The organism is Kordia zhangzhouensis (genome assembly GCF_001005305.1).
In the GTDB taxonomy this organism is placed as follows: domain Bacteria; phylum Bacteroidota; class Bacteroidia; order Flavobacteriales; family Flavobacteriaceae; genus Kordia; species Kordia zhangzhouensis.
The window spans coordinates 200,977-226,173 of record NZ_LBMH01000006.1; the positions used below are offsets into that span (position 1 = coordinate 200,977).

The window sequence follows — 25,197 nt, forward strand, 5'->3', positions numbered from 1 at the left end:
AACTATAATACTTCATTAGATTTTTTAGAAAACCTTACTTTCTTATCTCCTTCCATTCTATACCCAACTCTTGTTGTTTCTCCTTTTGAAGTCAACAAAGATAGGTTAGAAATATGGATAGGTGCTTCCTTCTGAACGATTCCTCCTTGAGGGTTTTGAGCACTAGGCTTTTGATGCTTAGACACCATATTTACACCTTCAACAATCGCTTTATTCTTTTCACGAAGCACAGTAAGCACCTTACCTTCAGATCCTTTATGATCTCCAGCAATTACTCGTACTGTATCTCCTGATTTTATCTTTAGTTTTGTCATCTTACACAATGTATTAAAGCACCTCTGGCGCTAATGATACAATTTTCATGAATTGCTTATCACGAAGTTCTCTAGCTACAGGTCCAAATACACGTGTTCCTCTCATCTCCCCAGTTGGGTTTAAAAGTACACAAGCATTGTCATCAAAACGGATGTATGAACCATCTGGCCTTCTAACTTCTTTCTTAGTACGTACAACAACTGCCGTAGAAACCTGTCCTTTTTTAACACTTCCGTTAGGAGTTGCATCTTTTACAGTTACAACAATTTTATCACCTACAGAAGCGTAACGTCTTTTCGTTCCTCCTAATACACGGATAGTTAACACTTCTTTAGCTCCCGTGTTATCTGCTACTTTTAATCTTGATTCTTGTTGTACCATAATTATTTAGCTCTTTCAATGATTTCAACTAATCTCCAACATTTAGTTTTACTCAATGGACGAGTTTCCATTATTTTTACAGTATCACCAATGTTACAATCGTTCTTTTCGTCGTGTGCAACATATTTTTTTGTTTTTAACACGAACTTACCGTACATAGGGTGTTTTACTCTTTTTACCTCAGAAACCACAATTGATTTCGTCATTTTGTTACTTGTAACAACACCTATTCTCTCTTTTCTTAAATTTCTTTTTTCCATCTGTCAGTAGAATTCAATTATTGCAATTCTCTTTTAGTTAGTTCAGTAGCTACTCTAGCAACAGATCTTCTTACTGAACGCAACTGAATTGGATTATCTAAAGGAGAGATAGCGTGCGCTACTTTTAAATCTGAGTAATTCTTCTTTAACTCCTTTAGTTTGTCTTGTAACTCAGCTACAGATAATTCTTTAATTTCTGATTGTTTCATAATTATAAAGATTAAGCGTCGTAATCACGAGCTACAATAAACTTAGTTTTTACTGGTAATTTTTGAGCAGCTAAGCGTAATGCTTCTTTGGCAACTTCCAAAGGAACACCTCCTACTTCAAAAATAATTCTTCCAGGTTTTACAACAGCTGCCCAATATTCTGGAGCACCTTTACCTTTACCCATACGTACCTCAAGCGGCTTTTTTGTAATTGGCTTATCTGGAAAAATTTTAATCCATAATTGACCTTCTCTTTTCATAAAACGAGTTGCCGCAACACGGGCAGCTTCAATTTGACGAGATGTCAAAAAGTTTGAATCTAATGATTTAATTCCAAACATACCGTTAGAAAGCAAGTGACCTCTACCAGAGTTCCCTTTCATTCGCCCTTTCTGTACTTTACGATATTTTGTTCTTTTAGGCTGTAACATTTTTCTTTTGCTTTAAAAAATTACTTTCTACGACGAGATTTTCCTTTTCCTCCTGAATTGTTTCCGCTCTTGGTAGATTGCTTTTTAGACATTCCAACTAAAGGCGACAATTCTCTCTTACCATACACCTCACCTTTCATTATCCATACTTTCACTCCTAATCTACCATAAGTAGTATGAGCTTCATGTAATGCATAATCGATATCTGCTCTGAAAGTTGATAAAGGAATACGACCATCTTTATACGATTCTGAACGTGCCATTTCCGCACCGTTTAAACGACCAGAAATTTGCACCTTGATTCCTTCAGCATTCATACGCATTGCAGCCGCAATAGCCATTTTAATAGCTCTTCTGTATGAAATTCTGTTTTCAATTTGACGCGCAATACTAGCAGCCACTAGATTTGCATCAAGCTCAGGTCTTTTAATCTCAAAGATATTGATCTGTACTTCTTTACCTGTAATCTTCTTAAGCTCCTCTTTCAACTTGTCTACCTCTTGACCTCCTTTACCAATAATGATACCAGGACGAGCCGTAGTGATAGTAACGGTTACAAGTTTAAGCGTACGCTCAATAATTACTCTAGAAACACTAGCTTTAGATAAACGAGCATGGATATACTTTCTGATTTTATCGTCTTCAGCAAGTTTATCTCCATAGTCATTACCTCCGTACCAGTTAGATTCCCATCCTCTGATGATACCAAGGCGATTTCCGATTGGATTTGTCTTTTGTCCCATACTTACTTATCTTAACTTTGTGTGTTATTATTAGCCCCTAATACCAATGTAACATGGTTGGAACGTTTTCTAATTCTGTGTGCACGACCTTGAGGAGCTGGGCGAAGTCTTTTTAACATACTTCCACCATCTACTCTAATCTCCTTTACAAATAATTCAGCTTCTTCAACACTTGCATCTTCGTTTTTAGCTTGCCAGTTTGCAATTGCAGACAACAATAATTTTTCTAAACGACGTGAAGCCTCTTTTTGACTGAATTTTAATATATGAAGCGCTTTTTCTACTTTTTCACCTCTTACTAAATCCGCTACTAAACGCATTTTTCTAGGCGAAGTAGGGCAGTTATTCAACTTTGCAAACGCTATGCTTTTTTTAGCTTCTTTGATTTGCTCTGCTCTTTCTCTTTTACGAACTCCCATAGCTTCTTATTATTTTTTTCCTTTATTTTTTGCACCTGCATGACCTCTAAATGATCGTGTTGGTGAAAATTCTCCTAATTTGTGTCCTACCATGTTCTCTGTAACATATACAGGAACAAATTGACGACCGTTATGAACAGCGATAGTCTGACCAACGAAGTCTGGAGTAATCATAGACGCTCTTGACCAAGTCTTAATCACAGTCTTCTTTCCTGACTCAACATTTTGTTGAACTTTCTTATCTAAACTATAGTGAACGTAAGGTCCTTTTTTTAATGATCTTGCCATGTCTTATTTCTTTCTACGTTCTATGATATACTTATTACTCGCTTTCGTTTTAGATCTTGTACGGAATCCTTTAGCTGGCAATCCTTTTCTAGATCTTGGGTGACCTCCAGAAGCTCTACCTTCACCACCTCCCATTGGGTGATCAACAGGGTTCATTACTACTGGTCTTGTTCTTGGCCTTCTACCTAACCATCTTCCTCTACCAGCCTTACCTGATACAAGTAACTGATGATCAGAGTTTGAAACAGCTCCGATAGTCGCCAAACAGTTTGCTAACACCATTCTAGTTTCCCCAGAAGGCAATTTAATTGTAGCATATTTACCATCACGCGCCATTAACTGAGCAAACGCACCAGCACTACGAGCCATTACAGCCCCTTGACCTGCACGTAATTCAACACAAGAAATAATAGTTCCCAATGGAATATTACTTAATGGCATTGCGTTTCCAATTTCAGGAGCTACCTTTTCTCCAGAAACTACAGTTTGCCCTACTTGCAATCCATTCTGAGCAACAATATAACGCTTCTCACCATCATTGTATTGAATCAATGCGATAAAAGCAGTTCTATTTGGATCATACTCAATAGATTTAACTTCCGCAGGAACGTCATGTCTATCTCTTTTGAAATCAATAATACGGTATCTCTTCTTATGACCACCTCCGATGTAACGCATGGTCATTTTACCTTGATTGTTTCTACCACCAGACTTCTTCTTCGGTGCGAGCAAGCTCTTCTCCGGCTTATCAGTAGTGATGGCATCGAATCCGTTAACTACTCTAAAACGCTGAGCTGGTGTAATTGGTTTTAATTTTCTTACTGACATTTTTTGTCTTTACTTATATATTGCTATAAAAATCAATAATATCTCCTTCCGCTACATCTACAATCGCCTTCTTCGTTGCGTTTGTTTTTCCATGCTGAATTCCAGTCTTGGTGTAACGTACTTTTCTATCAGGTCCGTAATTCATAGTACGAACTTTCTCTACAGAAACCCCATAAGTAGCCTCTATAGCTTTCTTAATCTCAACTTTATTAGCTTTTACATTCACTAAGAAAGTATATCGATTATTTAATTCACTATCAGCAGTAGCTTTTTCAGTTACAACTGGCTTAATTAAGATACTCATCTGGTTCCTTATTTACTTAAATTCGACTCAATTCCTTCTAATGCACCTTCAAAAAGAACAACGCTGTTTGCATTAACTATTTTGTAAGTACTTAATTCTGAAGTAGTTATCGCTTCAGAGGTTTTCAAATTACGTGACGACAAATATACATTATTATTTGAATCACCCAACACAAATAGCGATTTTTTACTATCTAACCCTAAAGCTTTCAGCACGTTTACGAAATTTTTCGTTTTTGGAGCGTCAAAATTAAAGTCTTCAACAACGATAATCGATTCGCTTTTTGCCTTTAATGTAAGAGCCGATTTTCTAGCCAATCTCTTCACATTTTTATTCAGCTTTTGAGTGTAGCTTTTTGGTCTTGGACCAAATACTCTACCTCCACCTTTAAACAAAGGATTTTTAATACTACCCGCTCTCGCTGTACCCGTACCTTTTTGTTTTTTGATTTTACGAGTACTTCCTGCGATCTCAGCTCTTTCTTTAGCCTTATGCGTTCCTTGTCTTTGATTTGCAAGATATTGCTTCACATCCAAGTAAACTGCATGATCATTTGGCTCTATAGCAAAAACAGCATCAGAAAGGTTTGCCTTTCTACCTGTTTCTTTTCCGTTTATATCTAAAACTGCTATTTCCATTACTTCTGAATGATTACATAAGCGTTTTTGTGCCCAGGAACACACCCCTTAACCACTAGTAAGTTCTTTTCAGGAACTACTTTTAAAACTCTTAAATTTTGAACTTTCACTTTATCTCCACCCATTCTTCCTGCCATACGCATTCCTTTGAATACTCTTGCAGGATAAGAAGCAGCTCCAATAGATCCTGGCGCTCTCAAACGGTTATGCTGACCGTGAGTAGACTGACCTACACCACCAAATCCGTGACGCTTTACAACCCCTTGAAATCCTTTACCTTTAGATGTTCCAGAAATATCAACGAACTCACCTTCTCTAAAGTGATCAACAGTGATACTATCTCCTAATTTATACTCATCTTCAAACCCTTGGAATTCAACAACTTTGTATTTAGGCGAAGTACCTGCTTTTTTAAAGTGACCATTAGCCGCTTTAGAAGCACGTTTTTCTGCCTTGTCATCGAAACCAAGTTGAAGAGCTTCATACCCGTCAACCTCACTGGTTCTGACTTGGGTAACGACACAAGGTCCAGCCTCAATGACAGTACATGGAATGTTTTTTCCATTCTCGTCAAAGATACTTGTCATGCCGATTTTTTTTCCGATTAACCCAGACATAATTATTAATTTAATTTATTTACTTATTTAAAAAAATTCAGGGCGAAAATACGTTTCAACCCTGAATTGTATTTTTTCCGTTTTTCCTTCGCACGCAGCTCCAGACATGTTTATTTCGCTAAGCGAAAAGTATTTATCACACTTTAATCTCTACTTCTACTCCACTTGGCAATTCAAGCTTCATCAACGCATCAATCGTTTTTGAAGAAGAACTATAGATATCAAGCAATCTTTTGTAAGAACTTAATTGAAATTGCTCTCTTGATTTCTTATTTACGTGCGGAGAACGCAACACAGTAAAGATTTTTTTGTGCGTCGGTAATGGAATTGGACCAGTTACTACAGCACCAGTAGTTTTTACTGTTTTAACGATTTTTTCAGCTGACTTGTCAACTAAGTTATGATCGTATGATTTTAATTTTATTCTAATTTTTTGACTCATTTTCTTAGTTTTAAGCAGTTACACCTTTAGACTTTGCGATTACTTCTTCAGAAATATTAGAAGGAGTTTCTGCGTAATGAGAGAATTCCATTGTTGAAGTTGCTCTACCAGATGATAATGTACGTAACGATGTTACATATCCAAACATTTCAGATAATGGCACCGTAGCTTTTACTACTTTAGAACCAGCTCTGTCAGACATGTCAGATACTTGTCCACGACGACGGTTTAAGTCACCTACGATATCTCCCATGTTTTCTTCTGGAGTTAATACTTCTAATTTCATGATTGGCTCAAGAATTACTGCTCCAGCTGCTTTCGCTGCCGCTTTGTATCCTAATTTTGCTGCCAATTCGAATGATAATGCATCAGAATCTACAGGGTGGAAAGATCCATCCTTTAAGACAATCTTCATAGTATCCATCTCAAATCCTGCCAACGGTCCATTCAACATCGCTGCTCTAAATCCTTTTTCTACCGCTGGAATGAATTCTTTTGGAATACGCCCTCCTTTGATTTCATCAACGAATTGCAATCCATCTCCTTTAAAGTCTTCATCAACCGGACTCATTTCGAATACAATATCACCAAACTTACCACGACCACCTGATTGCTTTTTATAAACTTCTCTGTGCTCCGCTTTTCTAGTCAATGCCTCTTTGTACTCTACTTGAGGTTCTCCTTGATTTACTTCAACCTTAAATTCACGCTTTAAACGATCTACAATAATATCTAAGTGCAACTCACCCATTCCCGAAATTACTGTTTGACCAGAAGCTTCATCTGTTTTTACTGTAAATGTTGGATCTTCTTCAGCTAATTTTGCCAAAGCCATTCCTAATTTATCAACATCAGCCTTTGTTTTTGGCTCAACTGCGATACCGATTACTGGATCTGGGAAGTCCATTGACTCTAATACAATAGGACTCTTTTCATCAGATAATGTATCTCCTGTTTTGATATCTTTAAATCCTACAGCAGCTCCAATATCTCCAGCTTCAATATATTCAATTGCATTTTGCTTGTTTGAGTGCATTTGGTAGATACGAGAGATACGCTCTTTTTTACCAGAACGGTTGTTCAATACGTATGAACCTGCATCTAATCTTCCAGAGTATGCACGGAAGAATGCCAAACGACCTACGAAAGGATCGGTAGCAATTTTAAATGCTAAAGCAGCAAATGGATCTTTTACAGAAGGCTTACGAGAAATCTCTTCTCCTGTATCAGGATGCGTTCCTTTAATATCATCTTTATCAACCGGCGAAGGCAAGTAACGACAAACAGCATCTAACAAGAACTGAACTCCTTTGTTTTTAAACGCAGAACCACAAATCATAGGAATGATTGCCATGTCCATTACCGCAGCTCTTAATGCAGCGTGAATTTCTTCTTCCGTGATAGAGTTTTCATCTTCCATGAATTTCTCTAACAACTCCTCGTCATACGTTGCTACTTCTTCTATTAAGCGCGCACGTGCTTCAGACGCTTCAGCTTTTAAATCTTCTGGAATATCAATAACATCAAAAGTAGCACCTTGAGTTTCATCATGCCAAACAATAGCACGGTTCTTCACCAAGTCAACAATACCTTTGAAATCTGCCTCATCTCCAATAGGCAATACAATTTGTACTGCATTAGAACCCAACATTTCTTTTACTTGCGTACATACGTTCGCAAAGTTAGAACCTTGACGATCCATTTTGTTTACAAATCCAATTCTTGGAACTTTGTAATTATCAGCTAATCTCCAGTTAGTTTCAGATTGAGGCTCTACACCATCTACCGCACTAAACAAGAAAACTAACCCATCTAATACACGTAACGAACGGTTTACCTCTACTGTAAAGTCAACGTGACCTGGAGTATCAATAATATTAAAATGATATCCTTGAGCATCAGCAGTCGGCTTTCCATTTTCCGTAGGGAATTGCCATGTACATGTTGTAGCAGCAGACGTAATTGTAATACCACGCTCTTGCTCTTGCTCCATCCAGTCCATAGTAGCCGCACCATCATGCACCTCTCCAATTTTGTGAGATACACCTGTATAGTAAAGGATACGCTCTGTAGTTGTTGTTTTACCAGCATCAATGTGAGCAGCGATACCGATATTTCTAGTATATTTTAAATCTCTAGCCATTTTTATAGTTGTGTGTGATTAAAATCTGAAATGTGAGAATGCCTTGTTAGCTTCTGCCATTTTGTGAGTATCTACTCTTTTCTTAACTGCCGCACCTTCTTCTTTTGACGCCGCTAAGATTTCAGAAGCTAATCGTAAAGCCATTGACTTTTCGTTTCTTTTACGAGAATAGCTAATTAACCACTTCATTGCCATAGACACTTTTCTATCTGGCCTAATTTGCATTGGAATTTGGAATGTAGCTCCACCCACTCTACGAGAGCGAACTTCCACGTGAGGCATTACATTAGATAATGCATCTTTCCACAACTCTAACGCTGTTTTTTCGTCGTCTGTTTTCTTTTGATCTACAATATCAATTGCATCATAGAAAATTTTGAATGCTACTGACTTTTTACCATCCCACATCAAGTTGTTCACAAAACGTGTTACTAATTGATCATTAAATCTTGGATCTGGTAAAAGAGGTCTTTTTTTCGCCTTTCTTTTTCTCATTTCTTTACATTAAAAGTTTTTAATTACTTCTTTGGGCGTTTAGCACCATACTTAGATCTACGTTGCGTTCTACCTTCAACACCTGCTGTGTCTAAAGCACCACGAACAATATGATATCTAACTCCTGGCAAATCTTTTACCCTTCCACCTCTAACTAATACTATCGAGTGCTCTTGTAGATTGTGCCCTTCTCCTGGAATATAAGCGTTCACTTCATTACCATTTGTCAAACGAACCCTAGCAACTTTACGCATCGCTGAATTCGGTTTTTTTGGCGTTGTCGTGTATACACGCGTACAAACTCCACGTCTCTGAGGACAAGAATCTAAAGCAGCCGATTTACTCTTCTTAGTTATTTTGGCTCTTCCTTTTCTTACTAATTGTGAAATTGTTGGCATCTATAAATAAATATAATTTTATATTAAAACCCTCTTTTGAGGGCGGCAAAGGTAAGTATTATTTTTTAAGATTCAAATCTTAATGACTTAATTTTCAAGAAGATTAATTTTTTAGCATTACAAAACATATTAATTCTTCTTTTTTTACGTTATTTCGAGCAATAAATAGCAGTCTGTTTTAGCTTGAAAAAATTAATTATACATATATCATTATTTATCCTATATTTTCTTTGTCTATATACTATAGAAGGACAAACATTAAAAGTGCTCGCTAAAAATACGGGGCAACAAGACATTATTGATGCGACCAATTATCAAAAATCGCACGAAAATATAAAATCTATTATAGATGAGTTAACGCTTTTACAGAAAACCTTTTTCCAAATTGGATATTTTGACGCCTCTCATTCTACTCCCGAAAAGATAAACGACTCGACATACCAAAGTATATTTTCTCTTGGCCAAAAATATTCTTCTTTACACATCAATTATAATAAACAACTTTTAGACACCAATCTTTTTAAAGCTTTTAATATAAAATACACAGATAGTACTTTTACCATTTCCCCAAATACTCTTAGCCCCTTTTTAGAAGCCATTGTTGAAAACTATCAAAACACTGGAAATCCCTTCGCTGAAGCACAATTGAAAAACATTGACAAGAAAACCGATACCGTTTTTGCTTCTTTAGATATTCAGATAAGAAATAAGCGAACTATTGACAAAATTATCGTAAAAGGATATGAAAAGTTTCCAAAATCTTATGCCAAACACTTCTTACGTTTAAAATCGAAAACTTTCAACAAAGAAGAAATCACGAAACAAACTCAACGCATTAACCAACTCCCTTTTGCCAGGCAACTTAAAGATCCTGAATTACTATTTACCAAAGATTCCACTACATTATATATATATGTAGAAAAAGTTAAGAGTAATTTTTTTGACGGTTTTCTAGGATTTAATTCAGATGAAGAAACTGGCAATTTAAAACTAAATGGCTATTTAGACCTAAAATTAATTAACAACCTAAATGCAGGAGAAGAGTTTACTATATTATGGAAGAACGACGGAAATAAACAAACAAAATTTTTAGCCAACCTTCAAGTTCCATACATCTTCAACTCTCCTCTAGGTATCAATGCAGGTCTCGACATTTTTAAACGCGATTCTCTTTTTACCATCATCAACACCAAGCTTAATACGTTTTATCAAATTAACCAAAACAATCAAGTTTATGTCGGAATACAACAGGTTGAATCAAATAATTTACTTAAAAATACCTCAAACACAAACATTGACGATTATAAAAGTTTTTTCACCACTGCTGGCTACACATTTTCAAAACAAAATATCAATTACAGCATCTTTCAAGACAAATTCAATATTGTAGCCGAAGGACAAATTGGCACAAGAAAAAACAGCTCTAATAAAAACGAACAATCAAAATTTTTATTTACCACGAATTATTTATGGGAACTTAATGACCGAAATTATATTTATATAAACAACACTTCCGAAACTCTAATTTCTGACACCTATTTAACCAATGAAAAACTACGTCTGGGCGGTATTCAATCAATTCGTGGTTTTAATGAAAATAGCTTAGAAGCAACTTTATACAGCACTCTCAATACCGAATACAGATATATTTTGTCGCGCAATTCATACGTACATTCTATCATTGATTTTACGTATTTACAAGATGATCTTACCAAAACTACCGCTAAACTATATGGTTTTGGTTTCGGTCTCGGCATCCGCTCTAGATCAGGGCTCTTAAAAATAAACTATGCCGTTGGAAAAACAGAGGCCTCACCTATTAAACTATCGGAATCAAAAGTACATATTAGTCTATCAACTAACTTTTAAAGATTAGTTAGACTCAATTGCTTTAACCAGAAACAGCTTCTTCCTGTAATTTTTAACTTGTTAATAAAATTTAAAAGTCATCTAAATTACTTTTAGAAGTAATTGAATTTAAGCCACATACCAACCTTAACCATACTGTATATTTTCTTCCATTTCGTTAATTTTCTTGAATATCAGTCACTTTTTTCCTTAAAAAAATAGGAATATTAACATATTATTATGATTTTTGGGATTAGCTAATTCAAATAATTAACACAATGAGAACAAAGTTTAATGGAATGTTAACGCTGTTGCTAGCGTTAATGGTGCAGCTAGCGCTAGCACAAGAAAAAACAGTAAAGGGTACTGTTTCCGACGAATCTGGCGTTCCGCTTCCCGCGGCCAGCGTAGTCGTTAAAGAAACTAATGCGGGTATGTCTACGGATTTTGACGGAAACTATTCTATCAAAGTTAACCAAGGACAGACACTTGTTTTTAGTTACGTTGGTTATAAAAAGAAAGAAGTAAAGGTTGGTGCTACTAGCACAATCAATATTTCTTTAGAGCCCGATAACCAATTAGAGGAAGTAATTATTACTGCACAAGGTATCAAGAAAGAGAAAAAAGCTTTAGGTTATGCAGTATCAACCGTTGAGAGTGAAGATCTTGAGCAAAAAGCCGACACAGACATTGGAAAAATTTTACGTGGTAAAGCGTCTGGTGTACGTATTACCGGTTCTGGAGGTGTTTCTGGTAGTGGTTCAAACATCATTATCCGTGGACAGTCTTCTATTACAGGTGGAAACCAACCACTATTCATTGTAGATGGTGTTCCTTTTGACGGATCATCAGGTAGTGCCAACCAATCTGCAAGCTCTGGAGCATTTCAATCTGGTAACGTAGCTAGTAGATTCGCAGATATCGACCCTAACAACATTGAGAGTGTAAGCATCTTAAAAGGTTTGAGTGCAACTGCATTATACGGAGGTGAAGGTCGTAATGGTGTAATCTTAATTACTACAAAGACAGGAAAAGATGCAAACAAGAAAATGGAAGTAACTGTTAATCAATCTATTTTCTTCAACGACATTATTTTACCAGATTACCAAGACACTTGGGGTAACGGATTCCAAAACGTTTATGGAGCATTTTTCAGTAACTGGGGAGCTCGTTTTGATAGCCAAGCTACTATCGATAACGCATTTAGGACTTCTATTTTGAATAACTTTGGTGTTGAACCATCAGTATTATTCCCTAATTTACCTGGTTTAGATAGCCCTGATGTTACTTACAGACCTTATGATAGCCAAGAAGCATACTTTAAAACAGGTACTATTGCTAGTACTTCTGTAAATGTTTCTGGAACTTTTGGAGATAAAGGTAACTTCAACGCTTCTTATGCACACGTTGATGATCAATCATTTATTCCAAACAACAGTTTACGTAGAGATAACTTCTCTGTTGGTGGAACTTACAAAATGTCAAACAAGTTTACTTTATCAGGTAAAATTAGTTTAGCTAAGACAGACATTAGAAGTCCTTTTACAGATGCTTCAACAGGTAGTGACGTAACTTCATCTACTGCTGGTACTGGAGGAATCGCTTCTATTTGGAACATTCTTTATTTACCTCGAAGTGTAGATATTACACTACCAAATCAACACCCTATTACAGGAGAGAGTATTTGGTATCGTGGTGGTAACGACCGTACAAACCCAGCTTGGGTACTAAATAACACACAAGACAAAAACAGTACTGACCGTGTATTTACAAACTTTGTTGCTTCTTATGATGCTGCAGACTGGATGACTGTTAGTTACCGTTTAGGTATTGACAGCCAAAACACAAGTACAAGACGTGTTATCAATAAAGGATCAAACGATGGTTTACATCCTAATGGATATTTACAAACTACATCTTCAAGATTTACTATTTGGGATCAATCTTTATTAGTTGGTATTGACAAAGAACTTTCTGAAGATTTTGGTTTACAAGCAACTATTGGTGCAACGACTAAGCGTCAAGTTTTTGAGCGTGACGGTTCTGAAAGTAGAGACCAAATCATTTATGGATTATGGAATCACTTAAACTTCAGTAACTCAAGTACAATTATTGAAGGAACTGTATTTGCTGACAACAACTTAACGTACCAAACGTTCAACGAACAAAACAACGTTGCAGCATATGTTTCAGGTACTCTTTCATACAAGAACTACTTGTACTTGAACACATCATTACGTAACGAGTGGAATTCAACATTAGAGCAAGAAAATAGATCTCAGTTTTCTCCTGGAGTAAGTTTATCATTTATTCCTACGTCAGCTTTTGAAAATATCAGAAGCACTAATGGATTGAACTTCTTAAAATTAAGAGCTGGTTATGGTACCTCTCCAGGTTTCCCTGGCCCTTACAATACAAGAGGTGTAATTTCATTAGTACCAAACATTTTCCAAACTGCAGGAGGTTCTGGAACTACTACTACAAGTATTCCTAACTTCTTACCAAATCCTGACTTAAAGCCTGAACTTTCAAAAGAATTTGAAGTTGGTCTTGAGGCTAGATTCTTAGACAACAGAATTGGATTTGACTTTACATATTACAACAGAGATACTGAAGACCAAATTATTCAAAGACCTTTGGCTCCTGAAACTGGATACACAAGTACTTTTACAAATATTGGTAACGTAATTAACGAAGGTTTTGAAATTGCATTTGATGCAACTCCAATCAAAACTGAAGATTTTGAGTTAAAGTTTTCAGGAAGTTTCACTCAAAACGAAAGTACTGTAAAAGGTCTTGACGAAGGTGAGCAGATTCAATTTGGTGGTCTTTTCAGCTCTACAACCAATGCTGCAATCAACAATCAACCATTAGGTGTAATTGTTGGTGGACGTGTATTAAGAGATGATCAAGGAAACCGTTTAGTAGATGAAAATGGATACTGGATTCAAGATCCGTCAAACGGAATTATTGGAGATCCAAACCCAGATTGGTTCACAACTGTTAACACTGGAATTACTTGGAAAAACTGGACATTAAACATGCAGTGGGAGTATCAACAAGGAGGAGATATCTACGCTACGACTATTGGAGCATTGATAGGTAGAGGTCTTGTAGAAGATACTGACTTTGACAGAACTCAAAGTATTGTATTACCTGGTGTTCGCCAATCTACTGGACAACCTAATGACATTCAATTAACAGCAACAGAAGCATACTTTAACAACATTGGATTCGGAATTGACGAATTGTTAATCTATGATGCTACACATATCCGTTTAAGAGAAGCTTCTATCAGCTACAGACTTCCTAAGAAATGGTTAGATAGAACTCCATTTGGAAATGTATCATTAACTCTATCAGGACAGAACTTATTTGTAAAAGCATTTAATACTCCTGACAGTGTAAATTACGATCCTGAATTAAACAGTTTAGGTGTTGGTAACTCTCAAGGATTTGACTACTTAACTTCTTGGAACTCTAGAAGATACGGTATGAGCGTAAAAGTAACTTTCTAAAAAAATCAACAATGAAAATAAAAAATAATAAATTATTTTGGTTGCTAGGTCTAATACTTGTATTCTCTTGTGAAACAACAGAATTAGACTTACTAGTAGACCCAAACGTTCCGACTCCCGAAGCATTGGATGCGGATACAAACTTGAACTATATCCAAGTTCAGTTGGCAAAATTCTTTGAAGATGCCACAGAATCTGGAGCAGAAGCTGTACGACTAGAGTACATGTTTGACACATACGCAGTAAACTTTAACAACACTAATTCTAGCAATAGTGGTATGTGGATAACTGCTTACGCAGACATCATGAATGAGGTAGAAGCTTTAATCCCTATTGCAACATCTGCAAGCCGCCACAGACATATTGGTGTAGCTCGAATCATTAGAGCTTATACCATGATGACAATGGTAGATTATTTTGGCGATGTTCCTTATTCTGAAGCATTGCAAGGAAACAACGGAATCATTTTCCCTTCGGTAGACTCTGGATCTGATGTTTATGATGCAGCGTTTAATGAATTAGACTTAGCATTAGCAGATTTTGCTAATATAGACGGAAATACTCCTGGATTCAATGACCTTTACTACAATGAAGGAAATAGCAGCTCAATGCCTAATTGGACTAAGTTAGCAAACACCTTAAAATTAAGATACTACCTAAACAGAAGATTGATTGACCCTGCAGGATCTACTGCTGGTATCAATTCATTACTTACTAGTGGTAATATCATTACGTCAAGCTCTGAAGATTTCAAATGGCAATCAGGAACTTCTTTAAACCCACAAAGTAAGCATCCTTATTTCGTTGAAGAATATTTAGCAGCAAATACTGGGGAGTATATTCCAAACTACTTAATGTGGGCTTTAGCAGTAGAAAAAGGTACTGAAGACCCAAGATTAAGATATTACGTATACAGACAAGTAAATTCATTCCCAACAGATGAAGCTACATTAAACAATGAAATTGATTGTTGGAATGACCCAAGACCTGCAACATATGCACCAATTGATGCTATGCAAGCAATTCCATTACCTTTCTGTTCTTTATTTGGAAGAGCTGATGGATATTGGGGAAGAGACCATGCTGAAAATGATGGAATTCCACCAGATAACACTAAGAGAAGTACTTTTGGAGTATATCCTGTAGGAGGTCGTTTTGACGATAATGATGCTGATGGAATTGACGACAATGATGGACTTCAAGGAGCAGGTATCTGGCCAATCATGATGGATTCATTTGTATACTTCATGAGAGCAGAAGCAGCTCTTTATCTTGGTACATCTGACGATGCTGCTGCAATGTTAGAACAAGGTATTAGATCATCAATGAACACAGTTACATCGTTCTTACCAAATCCAGGTGATTTTTCAAACACTGCAACTGCAACTGATATTGACGATTATGTTGCTATGGTTATGAATGCATACATGGCTGCTGGAAGTAATGATGAAAGAATGGATATTATCGGTAAAGAATATTGGTTAGCAATGTACGGAAATGGAGTTGAAGGATACAACCTATACAGAAGAACTGGTAAACCTGGAAACTTACAACCTACACTATTAGGAACTGGCACATTCCCAAGATCGTTCTTGTATCCTAATGTTACAGTTGACAGAAACATTAACATCTCTCAAAAGCCTGGACTTGACGTGCAAGTATTTTGGGATAATAATCCAGCAGGATTCATTCAATAAAAAATAAATTATGAAAAATAAATTATTAAAATCATTCTTAGTATTAGGTGTTATGGCTATAACATTTAATAGCTGTTCTGATGATGACACACTTCCTGTGCAATTTGACGAACTGATCAATTCCGGTGTGCCATTTGCCTCCGAAATTACTACCAATGGTTCTACAAATGTTAATAAATTAGATCCAGGTAGTTCAAGCTTCTCAAAAGAATATCAACTAATTTCTCCTGCAGGAGGAACAGATATTTCAAAAGTAGAAGTTTATGTAAGCATTAATGGGCAAAATATAACTGCTCCTGAAGCACTTTTAACAACTGTTGATGCGTCTAGCTTTACTAATGCTGATGGAGGATATCCAGAAGTAACTATCAACTTTGAAGGATCTGCAATTATTGCTGCTTTAGACATCAACCCTGATGGTTTAGAAGGTGGTGACAAATTTGATTATCGTTTAGCTGTAACAAACCCTAAAGGAACGTTCTCTGACGTAAGTGCAAACTTTGACAACCAATCGGCAGACCACACGTTTTCTTCAACTGTAGTATGTGACTCTCCTACATTACCAGCTGGTGATTGGGTAATCGACATGCAAGATTCTTACGGTGATGGTTGGCAACCTACTACTAGTAATGGTGGCGGACCTGGAATCACAGTTACTTTAAGTAACGGAACTGTTTTTGAAATTGGACTTTGTACTCCTTATGAAGCGCCAGGATACGCATGTACTTCAGGAACAAGTAGTGGTACTCGTACCATCACGATTCCTGCAGGCGTAAGTGGAGATTGGGTATTTAATGGTGATTTCTGGGGAGAAATGTCTTACCAAATTACCGGACCTAGCGGAAGCACAGTAGCGACAGCTACTCCTGGATCTGCTGCAGGACCAATTGCATTAAACTTATGTAATGAGTAAATAAAAAAAGTAAGATTTAAAATCTTAACTTATATGACTGCCTTTGAATTAAATTCAAAGGCAGTTTTTTTTAGCTTTTATTAATTACTTTCTACGCTGAAAAAGAAAAATCATTTTCTATTGCAGCAAATTACGATGATAAAAAGCTACCATGTAAGCTAACACCTCTCCAATGCTTTTTCATCAACAGAAAAAACACAGCTAACATCGTTCAGGACACCTCTCAACTTCATGAAATTAATTCTTTAGGGAGTTCTTCCTGAAACGCCAATTGACTTCACTTCAATTCCATTCAATACGACGAAAGATTAGATTGCTCAAGATTCCTTAATGAGATTTACAACATAAATTATAGCACTTTAACTACCGAAGTAGTTAGCAACAATAGCAGCATGAGAGAAAAAAGGAGGAAATTTTATATCGCTAAGGAAATCCTCAAGCATATAAACTAAGAACTGTCACAATCAGAAACTATTCAGCCAACACTATGCACATTTTACAAATGATGGCTTAGCAGATACAAGGAAATCAATTCTTTGCAACAATGGTTTAGGTCGCATTCCTAGTGCTTACACAAATTCAACTTTTAGAACACTATGCTACGTAGTAGATTATCCCGCCTTCAGTAGCATAACTTTAACTCCAAGTACTCCTGTTGAGTAAAATCCCAACTTAACAAATTGCACTATTTTAAGCGTTGACAAAGAACTAATACAATAAATTACCATTACTCTCAACACAACAAAACCACATAGATTTAAGTAGAGAATCTTCTAAAATTTATATCCTAAAATTGTCTAAAAAAGGAACTGTATTCACTTCAGAAATTATCAAAGAATAACGAATCGATTTTACTCTTTTCTATCAAAAAAAGCGGAATCAAACCTCCTACTAATACTTCCTAACAACAACAGAACTATGGGTTTTTCTTTTAAGTGTTAAAAATTTAATAAAAGTCAAATATTTCACAATGAATACTTTACAACCTCTTTAAATTTTTAACAATTCTATAAGTTTTTGATATTTTTCTATGTTTTTACTCTGCATCATGCTCATTTCTACCTCAATACCTTTCTAATACAGCCAATAATAAATCCTCTTTTTCAAAAAAAACAGGGCTACTCAAGCATTTTTAAGAAAAAAAAATTGGATTATTAACATATAATTAGGATTTTTGGCGATAGCTAATTCAAATAAATTAAAAAAATGAGAACAAAGTTTAGTGGAATTCTAACGCTTTTCTTAGCGTTATTTGTGCAAATTCTGTTTGCGCAACAACAGACTGTCTCAGGTATAGTGACCGATGACACCGGTCTACCGTTACCAGGAGCAACTGTTTTGGTCAAAGGTACAACCAAAGGTAAATCTACAAACTTCGACGGAGAATACTCTATCCAAGCTAATATCGGGCAAACGCTTGTATTTAGTTATGTAGGATATGCTACTCAAGAAGTAAAAATTACCTCTAGTACTGTTAATGTACAATTAAAGCCAGGTGAGCAATTAGAAGCTGTTACTGTAGTTGCATACGGTGGTGCCGTAAACAGCGCTAAAGTAGCATCTGCAATTGCTACAGTTGATGGTGCTACTATTGAGCAGGTGCCAATTAACTCTTTAGACCAGGTACTTCAAGGTGCTGCAGCTGGTGTAAACGTAAGTACAGGTTCAGGTCAACCAGGACAATCAGCAACAATTATCATTAGAGGTCGTAACTCTTTACAAGGAGATATCGAGCCTTTATTCGTTATTGACGGTGTACCTGTAGATCAAGATAACTTTAGAAGTTTAAACCAAAATGACATCGAGTCTTTATCTGTATTGAAAGATGCTGCTGCAACTGCTATCTATGGTAACAGAGGTGCAGGAGGTGTGGTACTTGTTACTACAAAGAAAGGTAAGAAAGGTTCTGGAGTTAATATTCAGTATAGAACTCTTTACGGTGTAGCTGTAAAGCCTAAAACTAGATTCGAAGTAATGAACGCTAGTCAGTTCTTAAACTTCCAAAAGAATTTATTACCAGGTAACCAATTTGGTGATTCATTAACAGATACTCAAATTGCAGCTATCGCTGCACAAACAAATACGAACTGGTCAGATATTTTCTTCCAACAAGGAACTACACTTTCTCACGAAATGAGTGTTTCTACTGGTAATGAAAACACTAGTTCTTATACATCTTTACAATACTTCAAGCAAGAAGGTATCACATTAGGTAGTGATTTAAAGCGTTTTTCTTTCAGAAATAACTTTAATGGAAGTTCAAACAGCAAGAAATTTAACTATGCTACTAATTTGACATTAAACTACTCTGTGAGTAACTTTATCGTTGATGCAACAAGAGGAAACAATACTGGAGGTCAGTTAGACAACCCATTCATTGTACCATACATTGGTTTACCTTACTTGTCGCCTTACAATCCTGATGGTAGTCTTAACATCGTTGGTACGCAACGAAGTGGTGCACTTAATCCTGATGGTTCTGTTAACGCTAGTGGTGCTAACGGATTTGTAAACACTGCGTTCCTTGCATTGAACACTGCTAGATTAAATACTGATCAAGAAAGTGAATTTAAAGCTGTAGGTAGTATTTCTGCGGATTACAACTTTGCTAAAAACTTAACTATTGGAGGTTCTGTTGGTATTGACTATACAAATATCGAATTATTACAGATTACTACTCCAGGAAGTATTAGAGGTTTAATTACTCCAAACCAAGGTTCTGAAGAGAAAGGTTCTCAAAGTGAAACATTCTTTAGAGATGCTAACTTTATTACTAACGCTTTCTTAAGATACCAAAATGATATCACAGACAAGTTAAACTTAACTGCAACTGTATACGGAGAGTACAACTACTCTAACACTCAGTCTGCTGGATTTACTGCTTTCGGTTTAAACCCTGCTTTACCAGGTTCTGGTAGTGGTTTCACAGCTGGTAACACAGTTGAATACCCTGCAGATTCAAACAATGACGGTGTTGATGATCCAGAAGATGCTGTTTACAACTACATTCCAGGTGTTGCTTCATCAGAAACTGAACTTGCTTTAGCTTCGTTATTCGGAACTTTATCTTTAGATTGGGACGGAAAATACGGTTTAGATGGTACAATCAGACGTGACCAAACTTCTCGTTTCCCTAAAAACTCTACTGGTACATTCTGGTCGGTAGCAGGTCGTTGGAATATTGACAACGAAGATTTCATGAGCAATGTTGACTTCATTTCTATCTTAAAATTAAGAGCTAGTTACGGGGTTGTTGGTAACCAAAACATTGGAAGCCGTTACCAAGGTCTTCAAACAGTAAATGCTGGACCTAGCTATCAATTAGCTACTGGATACAGTTTAGGTACTTTAGTTGATGAAGATATTAAGTGGGAAACTTCTAAGCAATTCAACGTTGGTTTAAGTTTCGGATTATGGAATAACAGATTAACAGGTGAGTTTGATTATTATGACTTCTTAACTGATGAGTTATTCTCTAACAACAAACCATTATCATTAGCAGGAACTGGATACTCTCAAGTAATTGCTAACGTAGGTAGCATGAGAAACAGAGGTATTGATTTACAATTATCTTATGACGTATTAAGAAAGTCTGAAAGTAACCCATGGTCTATTAGAGTTCACGGTAACGCAAACTACAACAAAAACGTTGTTGAAGAATTACCAGTTGGATTTACAGGAAACACTCTTCGTGTTGCTGAAGGACGTGCTGCATTTACTTGGAACAACGTAAGATGGGCTGGAGTTGATCCTTCTAACGGTCAACCATTATACTTAGACGCTAATGGAAACATTACAAACGTATTTGACCCAGCAAACCAAGTATACTTAGACAAGAACTTTGATCCAACTTACACTGGTGGTTTCGGAGCTGACATCACTTACAAAGGATTTACATTAAGTTCATTATTCTCATTTGTAGCAGATAGATATAGAGAAAACAGTTCATTAGCAATTATTGAGGATTCAGGTTTAGCAGGTTTCGCTAACATGTCTACATCATTGCTTAATGCTTGGACTACTCCAGGTCAAATCACTGACATTCCTTCATTAGCTTTTGGAGGGTTACGTGCTGTAGACGGAAATAGATATCTTGAAGATGCATCATTCTTACGTTTAAGAAACGTTACATTATCATATTCAGTTGACCCTAAAATCTTAGAAAAAACAAATGTTCTTTCTGGACTAAGAGTATATGTACAAGGTACAAACTTAGTAACATGGACAAAATGGAGAGGATTTGATCCTGAAAGTAACCAAAGTACTGGTTTCTTCGACTATCCAGTGCCAAGAACATTCTCTTTAGGATTTGACTTAAACTTTTAAAAAATAAAAAATGAAAAAATATTTTCTAATACCAATTATTGTTAGCTTACTTTTTACAGTAAGTTGTGATGACCAATTAGAACGTTTTCCTGTAGATAGTTTGGTTGAAGAAACCGCTTATCAAAGTGTAAATGACTTAGAAGCAGGATTGCGTGGAGCAATTAACAGCATCAACCGTGGTGGTGGACAAGCGAGTTTACTAGCCTTCAACTCTATCTTTACTGATAACGCAAGATTAGGTGGTGATAACGGAGGTCAACAATTAAACTTGTTAAACCAAATTTTGAACTCTCAAACTGGTGACCAAGGAACTTGGGGAGACAGATACAATGCTATCAACAACTTTAACCGTGTGTTAGCAGGAGCATCAACTATTACTCCAAGTGCTGCTGATACAGATCGTTATAACAACGTATTAGCTCAATGTTATGCTTTTAGAGCATACTTACACCACGATTTATTAACATACTATGCTGAAGACTTATTAAACCCTTCTTCATTAGGTGTATTTTATCAAAACACTGTTTCAACTTCAGATTTACCTGCAAGACAAACAGTAGGTGAAGTATTAACTGAAATTGAAAATGATTTAACATTAGCAGCTAGCTTAATGCCATCTAGTTCAACTGATAAGAACTATGCTACTTTAGATTTCATTACTTTCTTAAGAGCTAGAGTTGCTCTTTACAGTGGTGATTACAATACTGCTATTACTAATGCAAACACATTGATTTCTAGCTATTCATTAGCTAATCAAACTCAGTATGCAGCTATGTTCAATGGTGACACTGACACAACTGAAGTTATCTTCAAGTTTGACAATGTTCAAGGAAATAACGCTAGTATTGCTTTCAACTGGATCTTTACTGGAACTGGAGGAAACTTTATTGAAATGTCTACTGAATTATTCAATGCTTTTGCAATTGGTGACGTTCGTCGTTCAGTAGCAGTTGACCCTTCTAGTGATCCAGGTGCTAACCCTCCTGTATTAACTATCGGAAAATATCCTGCTGGAGCTGATACTAACTACATCAACGACTACAAAGCAATGAGACTTTCTGAGATGTATTTAATTAGAGCTGAAGCACATGCTAGAAAAGCAGCTCCTGATTTTGCAGCTGCAGCAGCAGATGTAAATGCTATCAGAACTGCTAGATTTGGATCTGCTCAAACAACAGCTACTTATACTTCTTTAAACCAAGCTATTGCTGACATTAAAGATGAAAGAAGATTAGAGTTATGTTTTGAAGGTTTCAGATATCTTGATATTAAAAGATATAGAAATATCTTAAATGAAGGTATTGAAAGAGATGCATTCGATTGCCAAGGTGGTGTTCCATGTTCATTACCAGTTTCATCTGAGAAATTTACTTTCCCAATACCACAAACTGAGATCAACGCAAACCCTAACATGGTTCAGAACTCTGGATACTAATAACTAAAAAAAGAAAGTAATGAAAAAAATCGCAATACTTCTCATTGGTGCATTATTTATGTTCACTTCTTGTGAAGAAACTCAATCACCAATATATGATGGTAACCAAACTTTGGCTTACTTCAATGGAACCTCGTCTACATTAGAAGTAGAGATCAATAGCGAAAATTCTATTGATATCTCTGTCGGTGTAAGTACTATTTCTACTTCTGCTAGAACTGTTGCTGTATCAGTTGATGCTGATAATACAACTGCTACAAGTGGAATGTACTCATTCCCTTCTACTGTTACTATCCCAGCTAATGAGTACTTCGGTACATTAACTGTTACTGGTATAGATGATGGACTAACTACTGCTGGAGAAACTTTAGCATTAAAGATTGATTCAGTTGATGGCGGTGTTGGAAGCACTCGAGTTCATACTGTAAATATTGTTGAAATTTGCCCTATTGCTTCAACTTTCGCTGTTGGAACATATAGATTAGATTTCGTTTCAGGAGGTATTCCTGCTGCTGGATTTTCTCCAGCAATGGGTACTGGAGTAAATGTAGACTTAGCACCTGGAACTGCTTCTACGGAAAGAATTTTCAATGTGAAGTTTTATCCAGCTTTCGGATTCTCTAATCCTCCTGTAGACTTCTCTTTCAGCTTAGTTTGTGGAACTACTGTTTCTAATGGTATTCCTTCTGGACAAGTTTCTGGAGTTGGATGTGGTGGATCTATCGCATTCGGACCTTCTCCATCACCTGGTTCTTACACAGTTGGAGATGATACGTCTATGACGCTTATCTTTGCTGAAGATACTGGAGAAATCTGTGGTTCAGTAGCTACGACTACTTATACATTAACTAAATTATAATTAATATTGTTATGAAAAAACTTATAAAATTTTTCATTTTACCTGTAGTAGCGGTACTTACATTTAGTTGTGTAAGTGATGATTCTGCTGGTAGATTTCAATCTAACCCTGAGTCTGGATGGGTTGAGTTCCCAAGCACAGAAACAACTGTTGCTGTAACATCAAGAACAACAGATGTTACTGTTCCAATCAATTACACTGCTCCTATTAACGGTCAGACAATAACTGTAAACTATAACATAGTTAATATACAAGGGGAAGCTTCATCTGTAGTTTCTGGTCTTGGTTCTTCTGCTACTATTATGGCAAATACTAACAGAACTACAATCACTTTTGATATATTAACTGATGCGGTAGCTACATTGATTACTAACGGAGATGTAGTTTTTGATATCGAATTGACTAGTGCTACAGGAGGTGCTTCTGTAGGATTGTCTGACGGAAGTGCTCCAATCGTTCACAGAGTTAACTTACTATGTGGTGGTGAGCCTCCAATCGGAATATACACTATTGACATGCACGATTCATATGGAGATGGATGGCAAACAGACGATCCAAACGGAGGATCTGGTATTACTGTAGTTACTACAAATGTTGATGGTGAAGAAAGTGTTATTGAATTTGGTATGTGTTCTCCTTACGCATCAGCAGCTGGGACTTTCTTAGGTGATGGTGCTTGTACTGGACCTGCAAGTACATCTTTCTTTGATGCTACAACAACTATTGAAATTACTTCAGACGTAGTTGGAGCTGTTTGGAACTTTCCTGGAGATAACTGGGGAGAAATCAGTTTCGAAATCTACAAGCCAGACGGTACATTGTTATATGCTGCTGGTATTGACGAGCCTGCTGGAGAATTACCAGTATCTTACTGTGACTAAAAAAACAGAGATATACATCATAAAAACCACCCAATTGGGTGGTTTTTTTAGTTTATATTTGTCACATGCAAAAAAATGAAACACAAATATTCGGTATCAGAGCTGTTATAGAAGCTATAAACTCGGGAAAAACTATTGATAAAGTTTTCCTTCAAAAAGGATTACGAGGTGAATTATTTAATGAATTGGATCAATTGCTACGTTCCAATGCTATTAGTACTTCTTTTGTTCCTTCAGAGAAGCTTAACAGACTTACCAAAAAGAATCATCAAGGCGTCGTGGCTTTCATTTCGCCAGTTACCTTTTACGAACTTGATTCTTTAGTATTGAACGTAATAGAATCTGGAGAAATTCCTAAATTCCTTGTATTAGATCAACTCAGCGACGTACGTAATTTTGGCGCTATTATACGAACTGCTGAATGTACAGGTGTACATGGAATTATAATCCAGAAAAAAGGAGGTGCTCCTGTAAATGCAGATGCCGTAAAAACTTCTGCCGGTGCCATATTTAAGATGCCAATATGCAAAGTTGATCATATAAAAGATGCTATATATCACTTACAAAGCTCAGGCATTCATGTAGTGGCTGCTACTGAGAAAGCAAAAGAAACTTTATATGATATAGATTTTAAAGTTCCCATTGCCATAGTTATGGGATCTGAAGGAAAAGGTGTTTCTCCTTCTGTTTTAAAAATTGTCGACCAACAAGCAAAACTCCCAATATTAGGAGAAATAACTTCATTAAACGTTTCTGTAGCTTGTGGAGCTTTTTTGTATGAAGTTGTTCGTCAACGCATATCGTAAATA

General features: G+C 36.3%; 25 protein-coding genes. 9 read left to right on the forward strand and 16 right to left on the reverse strand.

Annotated features, from left to right (window positions below):
* Positions 1-2: 2 nt before the first annotated feature.
* The 16 genes from rplX to rpsL all read right to left on the reverse strand — a co-directional run bounded on the left by rplX (position 3) and on the right by rpsL (position 8,911).
* On the reverse strand, positions 3-314 hold the full coding sequence (gene rplX, locus AA088_RS11240; protein WP_046745096.1) for a 50S ribosomal protein L24: 312 nt from the start codon (positions 312-314) through the stop codon (positions 3-5).
* 13 nt (positions 315-327) lie between these two features.
* Positions 328-696 (reverse strand): 50S ribosomal protein L14, encoded by a 369-nt coding sequence (gene rplN, locus AA088_RS11245; RefSeq protein ID WP_007094978.1) that lies wholly within the window; start codon positions 694-696, stop codon positions 328-330.
* 2 nt (positions 697-698) lie between these two features.
* Positions 699-956 (reverse strand): 30S ribosomal protein S17, encoded by a 258-nt coding sequence (gene rpsQ / locus AA088_RS11250; RefSeq protein WP_007094979.1) that lies wholly within the window; start codon positions 954-956, stop codon positions 699-701.
* Positions 957-973: 17 nt separating this feature from the next.
* Positions 974-1,165 carry a 50S ribosomal protein L29 gene (rpmC, locus tag AA088_RS11255; RefSeq protein WP_046745097.1) on the reverse strand — a complete coding sequence of 64 codons (192 nt, stop codon included), beginning with the start codon at positions 1,163-1,165 and terminating at the stop codon, positions 974-976.
* 11 nt (positions 1,166-1,176) lie between these two features.
* A complete protein-coding gene (gene rplP / locus AA088_RS11260; RefSeq protein ID WP_046745098.1) occupies positions 1,177-1,596 on the reverse strand; it encodes a 50S ribosomal protein L16 in 420 nt (139 codons plus the stop codon).
* Between the two features lie 20 nt (positions 1,597-1,616).
* Positions 1,617-2,339, reverse strand: coding sequence for a 30S ribosomal protein S3 (gene rpsC / locus AA088_RS11265; protein ID WP_046745099.1), 723 nt, complete (start codon positions 2,337-2,339; stop codon positions 1,617-1,619).
* A gap of 11 nt (positions 2,340-2,350) precedes the next feature.
* A complete protein-coding gene (gene rplV / locus AA088_RS11270) occupies positions 2,351-2,758 on the reverse strand; it encodes a 50S ribosomal protein L22 (protein ID WP_046745100.1) in 408 nt (135 codons plus the stop codon).
* A 9-nt stretch (positions 2,759-2,767) separates the two neighbouring features.
* Positions 2,768-3,046 (reverse strand): 30S ribosomal protein S19, encoded by a 279-nt coding sequence (gene rpsS / locus AA088_RS11275; protein ID WP_046745101.1) that lies wholly within the window; start codon positions 3,044-3,046, stop codon positions 2,768-2,770.
* Between the two features lie 3 nt (positions 3,047-3,049).
* Positions 3,050-3,874, reverse strand: coding sequence for a 50S ribosomal protein L2 (gene rplB / locus AA088_RS11280; protein ID WP_046745102.1), 825 nt, complete (start codon positions 3,872-3,874; stop codon positions 3,050-3,052).
* A 13-nt stretch (positions 3,875-3,887) separates the two neighbouring features.
* Complete coding sequence (rplW, locus tag AA088_RS11285) at positions 3,888-4,178, reverse strand: 50S ribosomal protein L23 (RefSeq protein WP_046745103.1); 291 nt, start codon at positions 4,176-4,178, stop codon at positions 3,888-3,890.
* Between the two features lie 8 nt (positions 4,179-4,186).
* Positions 4,187-4,816, reverse strand: a complete 630-nt coding sequence (rplD, locus tag AA088_RS11290; protein ID WP_046745104.1) for a 50S ribosomal protein L4 — start codon at positions 4,814-4,816, stop codon at positions 4,187-4,189.
* On the reverse strand, positions 4,816-5,433 hold the full coding sequence (gene rplC, locus AA088_RS11295) for a 50S ribosomal protein L3 (protein WP_046745105.1): 618 nt from the start codon (positions 5,431-5,433) through the stop codon (positions 4,816-4,818). The genes rplD and rplC overlap by 1 nt, the downstream gene beginning before the upstream one ends.
* Before the next feature lie 136 nt (positions 5,434-5,569).
* Positions 5,570-5,875 (reverse strand): 30S ribosomal protein S10, encoded by a 306-nt coding sequence (gene rpsJ / locus AA088_RS11300; RefSeq protein WP_007094989.1) that lies wholly within the window; start codon positions 5,873-5,875, stop codon positions 5,570-5,572.
* 10 nt (positions 5,876-5,885) lie between these two features.
* A complete protein-coding gene (fusA, locus tag AA088_RS11305) occupies positions 5,886-8,018 on the reverse strand; it encodes an elongation factor G (RefSeq protein ID WP_046745106.1) in 2,133 nt (710 codons plus the stop codon).
* Positions 8,019-8,036: 18 nt separating this feature from the next.
* The gene (gene rpsG, locus AA088_RS11310; RefSeq protein WP_046745107.1) at positions 8,037-8,513 is read right to left on the reverse strand and encodes a 30S ribosomal protein S7; all 477 of its coding nucleotides are present in this window, start codon (positions 8,511-8,513) and stop codon (positions 8,037-8,039) included.
* A gap of 23 nt (positions 8,514-8,536) precedes the next feature.
* Positions 8,537-8,911, reverse strand: a complete 375-nt coding sequence (gene rpsL / locus AA088_RS11315; protein WP_007094992.1) for a 30S ribosomal protein S12 — start codon at positions 8,909-8,911, stop codon at positions 8,537-8,539.
* A gap of 264 nt (positions 8,912-9,175) precedes the next feature.
* Between rpsL and AA088_RS11320 the strand changes: the two genes are divergently transcribed.
* The 9 genes from AA088_RS11320 (at position 9,176) to rlmB (ending at position 25,194) form a co-directional block, all read left to right on the forward strand.
* Entirely contained in the window at positions 9,176-10,780 is a 1,605-nt protein-coding gene (locus AA088_RS11320; RefSeq protein WP_052752878.1) for a BamA/TamA family outer membrane protein, read from the forward strand.
* 257 nt (positions 10,781-11,037) lie between these two features.
* Complete coding sequence (locus tag AA088_RS11325) at positions 11,038-14,277, forward strand: SusC/RagA family TonB-linked outer membrane protein (protein WP_046745108.1); 3,240 nt, start codon at positions 11,038-11,040, stop codon at positions 14,275-14,277.
* A gap of 11 nt (positions 14,278-14,288) precedes the next feature.
* Positions 14,289-15,974, forward strand: a complete 1,686-nt coding sequence (locus AA088_RS11330) for a SusD/RagB family nutrient-binding outer membrane lipoprotein (RefSeq protein WP_046745109.1) — start codon at positions 14,289-14,291, stop codon at positions 15,972-15,974.
* A gap of 10 nt (positions 15,975-15,984) precedes the next feature.
* A complete protein-coding gene (locus tag AA088_RS11335) occupies positions 15,985-16,887 on the forward strand; it encodes a hypothetical protein (RefSeq protein ID WP_157547163.1) in 903 nt (300 codons plus the stop codon).
* A gap of 1,206 nt (positions 16,888-18,093) precedes the next feature.
* Positions 18,094-21,213 carry a SusC/RagA family TonB-linked outer membrane protein gene (locus AA088_RS11340; protein WP_046745111.1) on the forward strand — a complete coding sequence of 1,040 codons (3,120 nt, stop codon included), beginning with the start codon at positions 18,094-18,096 and terminating at the stop codon, positions 21,211-21,213.
* Positions 21,214-21,223: 10 nt separating this feature from the next.
* The gene (locus AA088_RS11345; RefSeq protein WP_046745112.1) at positions 21,224-22,648 is read left to right on the forward strand and encodes a RagB/SusD family nutrient uptake outer membrane protein; all 1,425 of its coding nucleotides are present in this window, start codon (positions 21,224-21,226) and stop codon (positions 22,646-22,648) included.
* Positions 22,649-22,667: 19 nt separating this feature from the next.
* Positions 22,668-23,507 carry a DUF1735 domain-containing protein gene (locus AA088_RS11350; RefSeq protein WP_046745113.1) on the forward strand — a complete coding sequence of 280 codons (840 nt, stop codon included), beginning with the start codon at positions 22,668-22,670 and terminating at the stop codon, positions 23,505-23,507.
* Positions 23,508-23,518: 11 nt separating this feature from the next.
* A complete protein-coding gene (locus tag AA088_RS11355; RefSeq protein ID WP_046745114.1) occupies positions 23,519-24,388 on the forward strand; it encodes a hypothetical protein in 870 nt (289 codons plus the stop codon).
* A gap of 65 nt (positions 24,389-24,453) precedes the next feature.
* Entirely contained in the window at positions 24,454-25,194 is a 741-nt protein-coding gene (rlmB, locus tag AA088_RS11360; RefSeq protein WP_046745115.1) for a 23S rRNA (guanosine(2251)-2'-O)-methyltransferase RlmB, read from the forward strand.
* Positions 25,195-25,197: the final 3 nt, after the last annotated feature.

Coding starts and splice junctions, on each gene's coding strand:
- AA088_RS11345 (WP_046745112.1), top strand. CDS start 21,224: ATGAAAAAATATTTTCTAATACCAATTATTGTTAGCTTACTTTTTACA.
- rplP (WP_046745098.1), bottom strand. CDS start 1,596: ATGTTACAGCCTAAAAGAACAAAATATCGTAAAGTACAGAAAGGGCGA.
- rplN (WP_007094978.1), bottom strand. CDS start 696: ATGGTACAACAAGAATCAAGATTAAAAGTAGCAGATAACACGGGAGCT.
- rlmB (WP_046745115.1), top strand. CDS start 24,454: ATGCAAAAAAATGAAACACAAATATTCGGTATCAGAGCTGTTATAGAA.
- rplB (WP_046745102.1), bottom strand. CDS start 3,874: ATGTCAGTAAGAAAATTAAAACCAATTACACCAGCTCAGCGTTTTAGA.
- AA088_RS11335 (WP_157547163.1), top strand. CDS start 15,985: ATGAAAAATAAATTATTAAAATCATTCTTAGTATTAGGTGTTATGGCT.
- rpmC (WP_046745097.1), bottom strand. CDS start 1,165: ATGAAACAATCAGAAATTAAAGAATTATCTGTAGCTGAGTTACAAGAC.
- AA088_RS11330 (WP_046745109.1), top strand. CDS start 14,289: ATGAAAATAAAAAATAATAAATTATTTTGGTTGCTAGGTCTAATACTT.
- AA088_RS11325 (WP_046745108.1), top strand. CDS start 11,038: ATGAGAACAAAGTTTAATGGAATGTTAACGCTGTTGCTAGCGTTAATG.
- rpsS (WP_046745101.1), bottom strand. CDS start 3,046: ATGGCAAGATCATTAAAAAAAGGACCTTACGTTCACTATAGTTTAGAT.
- rpsQ (WP_007094979.1), bottom strand. CDS start 956: ATGGAAAAAAGAAATTTAAGAAAAGAGAGAATAGGTGTTGTTACAAGT.
- AA088_RS11340 (WP_046745111.1), top strand. CDS start 18,094: ATGAGAACAAAGTTTAGTGGAATTCTAACGCTTTTCTTAGCGTTATTT.
- AA088_RS11355 (WP_046745114.1), top strand. CDS start 23,519: ATGAAAAAACTTATAAAATTTTTCATTTTACCTGTAGTAGCGGTACTT.
- rplV (WP_046745100.1), bottom strand. CDS start 2,758: ATGGGAGTTCGTAAAAGAGAAAGAGCAGAGCAAATCAAAGAAGCTAAA.
- rplC (WP_046745105.1), bottom strand. CDS start 5,433: ATGTCTGGGTTAATCGGAAAAAAAATCGGCATGACAAGTATCTTTGAC.
- rplD (WP_046745104.1), bottom strand. CDS start 4,816: ATGGAAATAGCAGTTTTAGATATAAACGGAAAAGAAACAGGTAGAAAG.
- rplW (WP_046745103.1), bottom strand. CDS start 4,178: ATGAGTATCTTAATTAAGCCAGTTGTAACTGAAAAAGCTACTGCTGAT.
- rpsJ (WP_007094989.1), bottom strand. CDS start 5,875: ATGAGTCAAAAAATTAGAATAAAATTAAAATCATACGATCATAACTTA.
- fusA (WP_046745106.1), bottom strand. CDS start 8,018: ATGGCTAGAGATTTAAAATATACTAGAAATATCGGTATCGCTGCTCAC.
- rpsC (WP_046745099.1), bottom strand. CDS start 2,339: ATGGGACAAAAGACAAATCCAATCGGAAATCGCCTTGGTATCATCAGA.
- AA088_RS11350 (WP_046745113.1), top strand. CDS start 22,668: ATGAAAAAAATCGCAATACTTCTCATTGGTGCATTATTTATGTTCACT.
- rpsG (WP_046745107.1), bottom strand. CDS start 8,513: ATGAGAAAAAGAAAGGCGAAAAAAAGACCTCTTTTACCAGATCCAAGA.
- rplX (WP_046745096.1), bottom strand. CDS start 314: ATGACAAAACTAAAGATAAAATCAGGAGATACAGTACGAGTAATTGCT.
- rpsL (WP_007094992.1), bottom strand. CDS start 8,911: ATGCCAACAATTTCACAATTAGTAAGAAAAGGAAGAGCCAAAATAACT.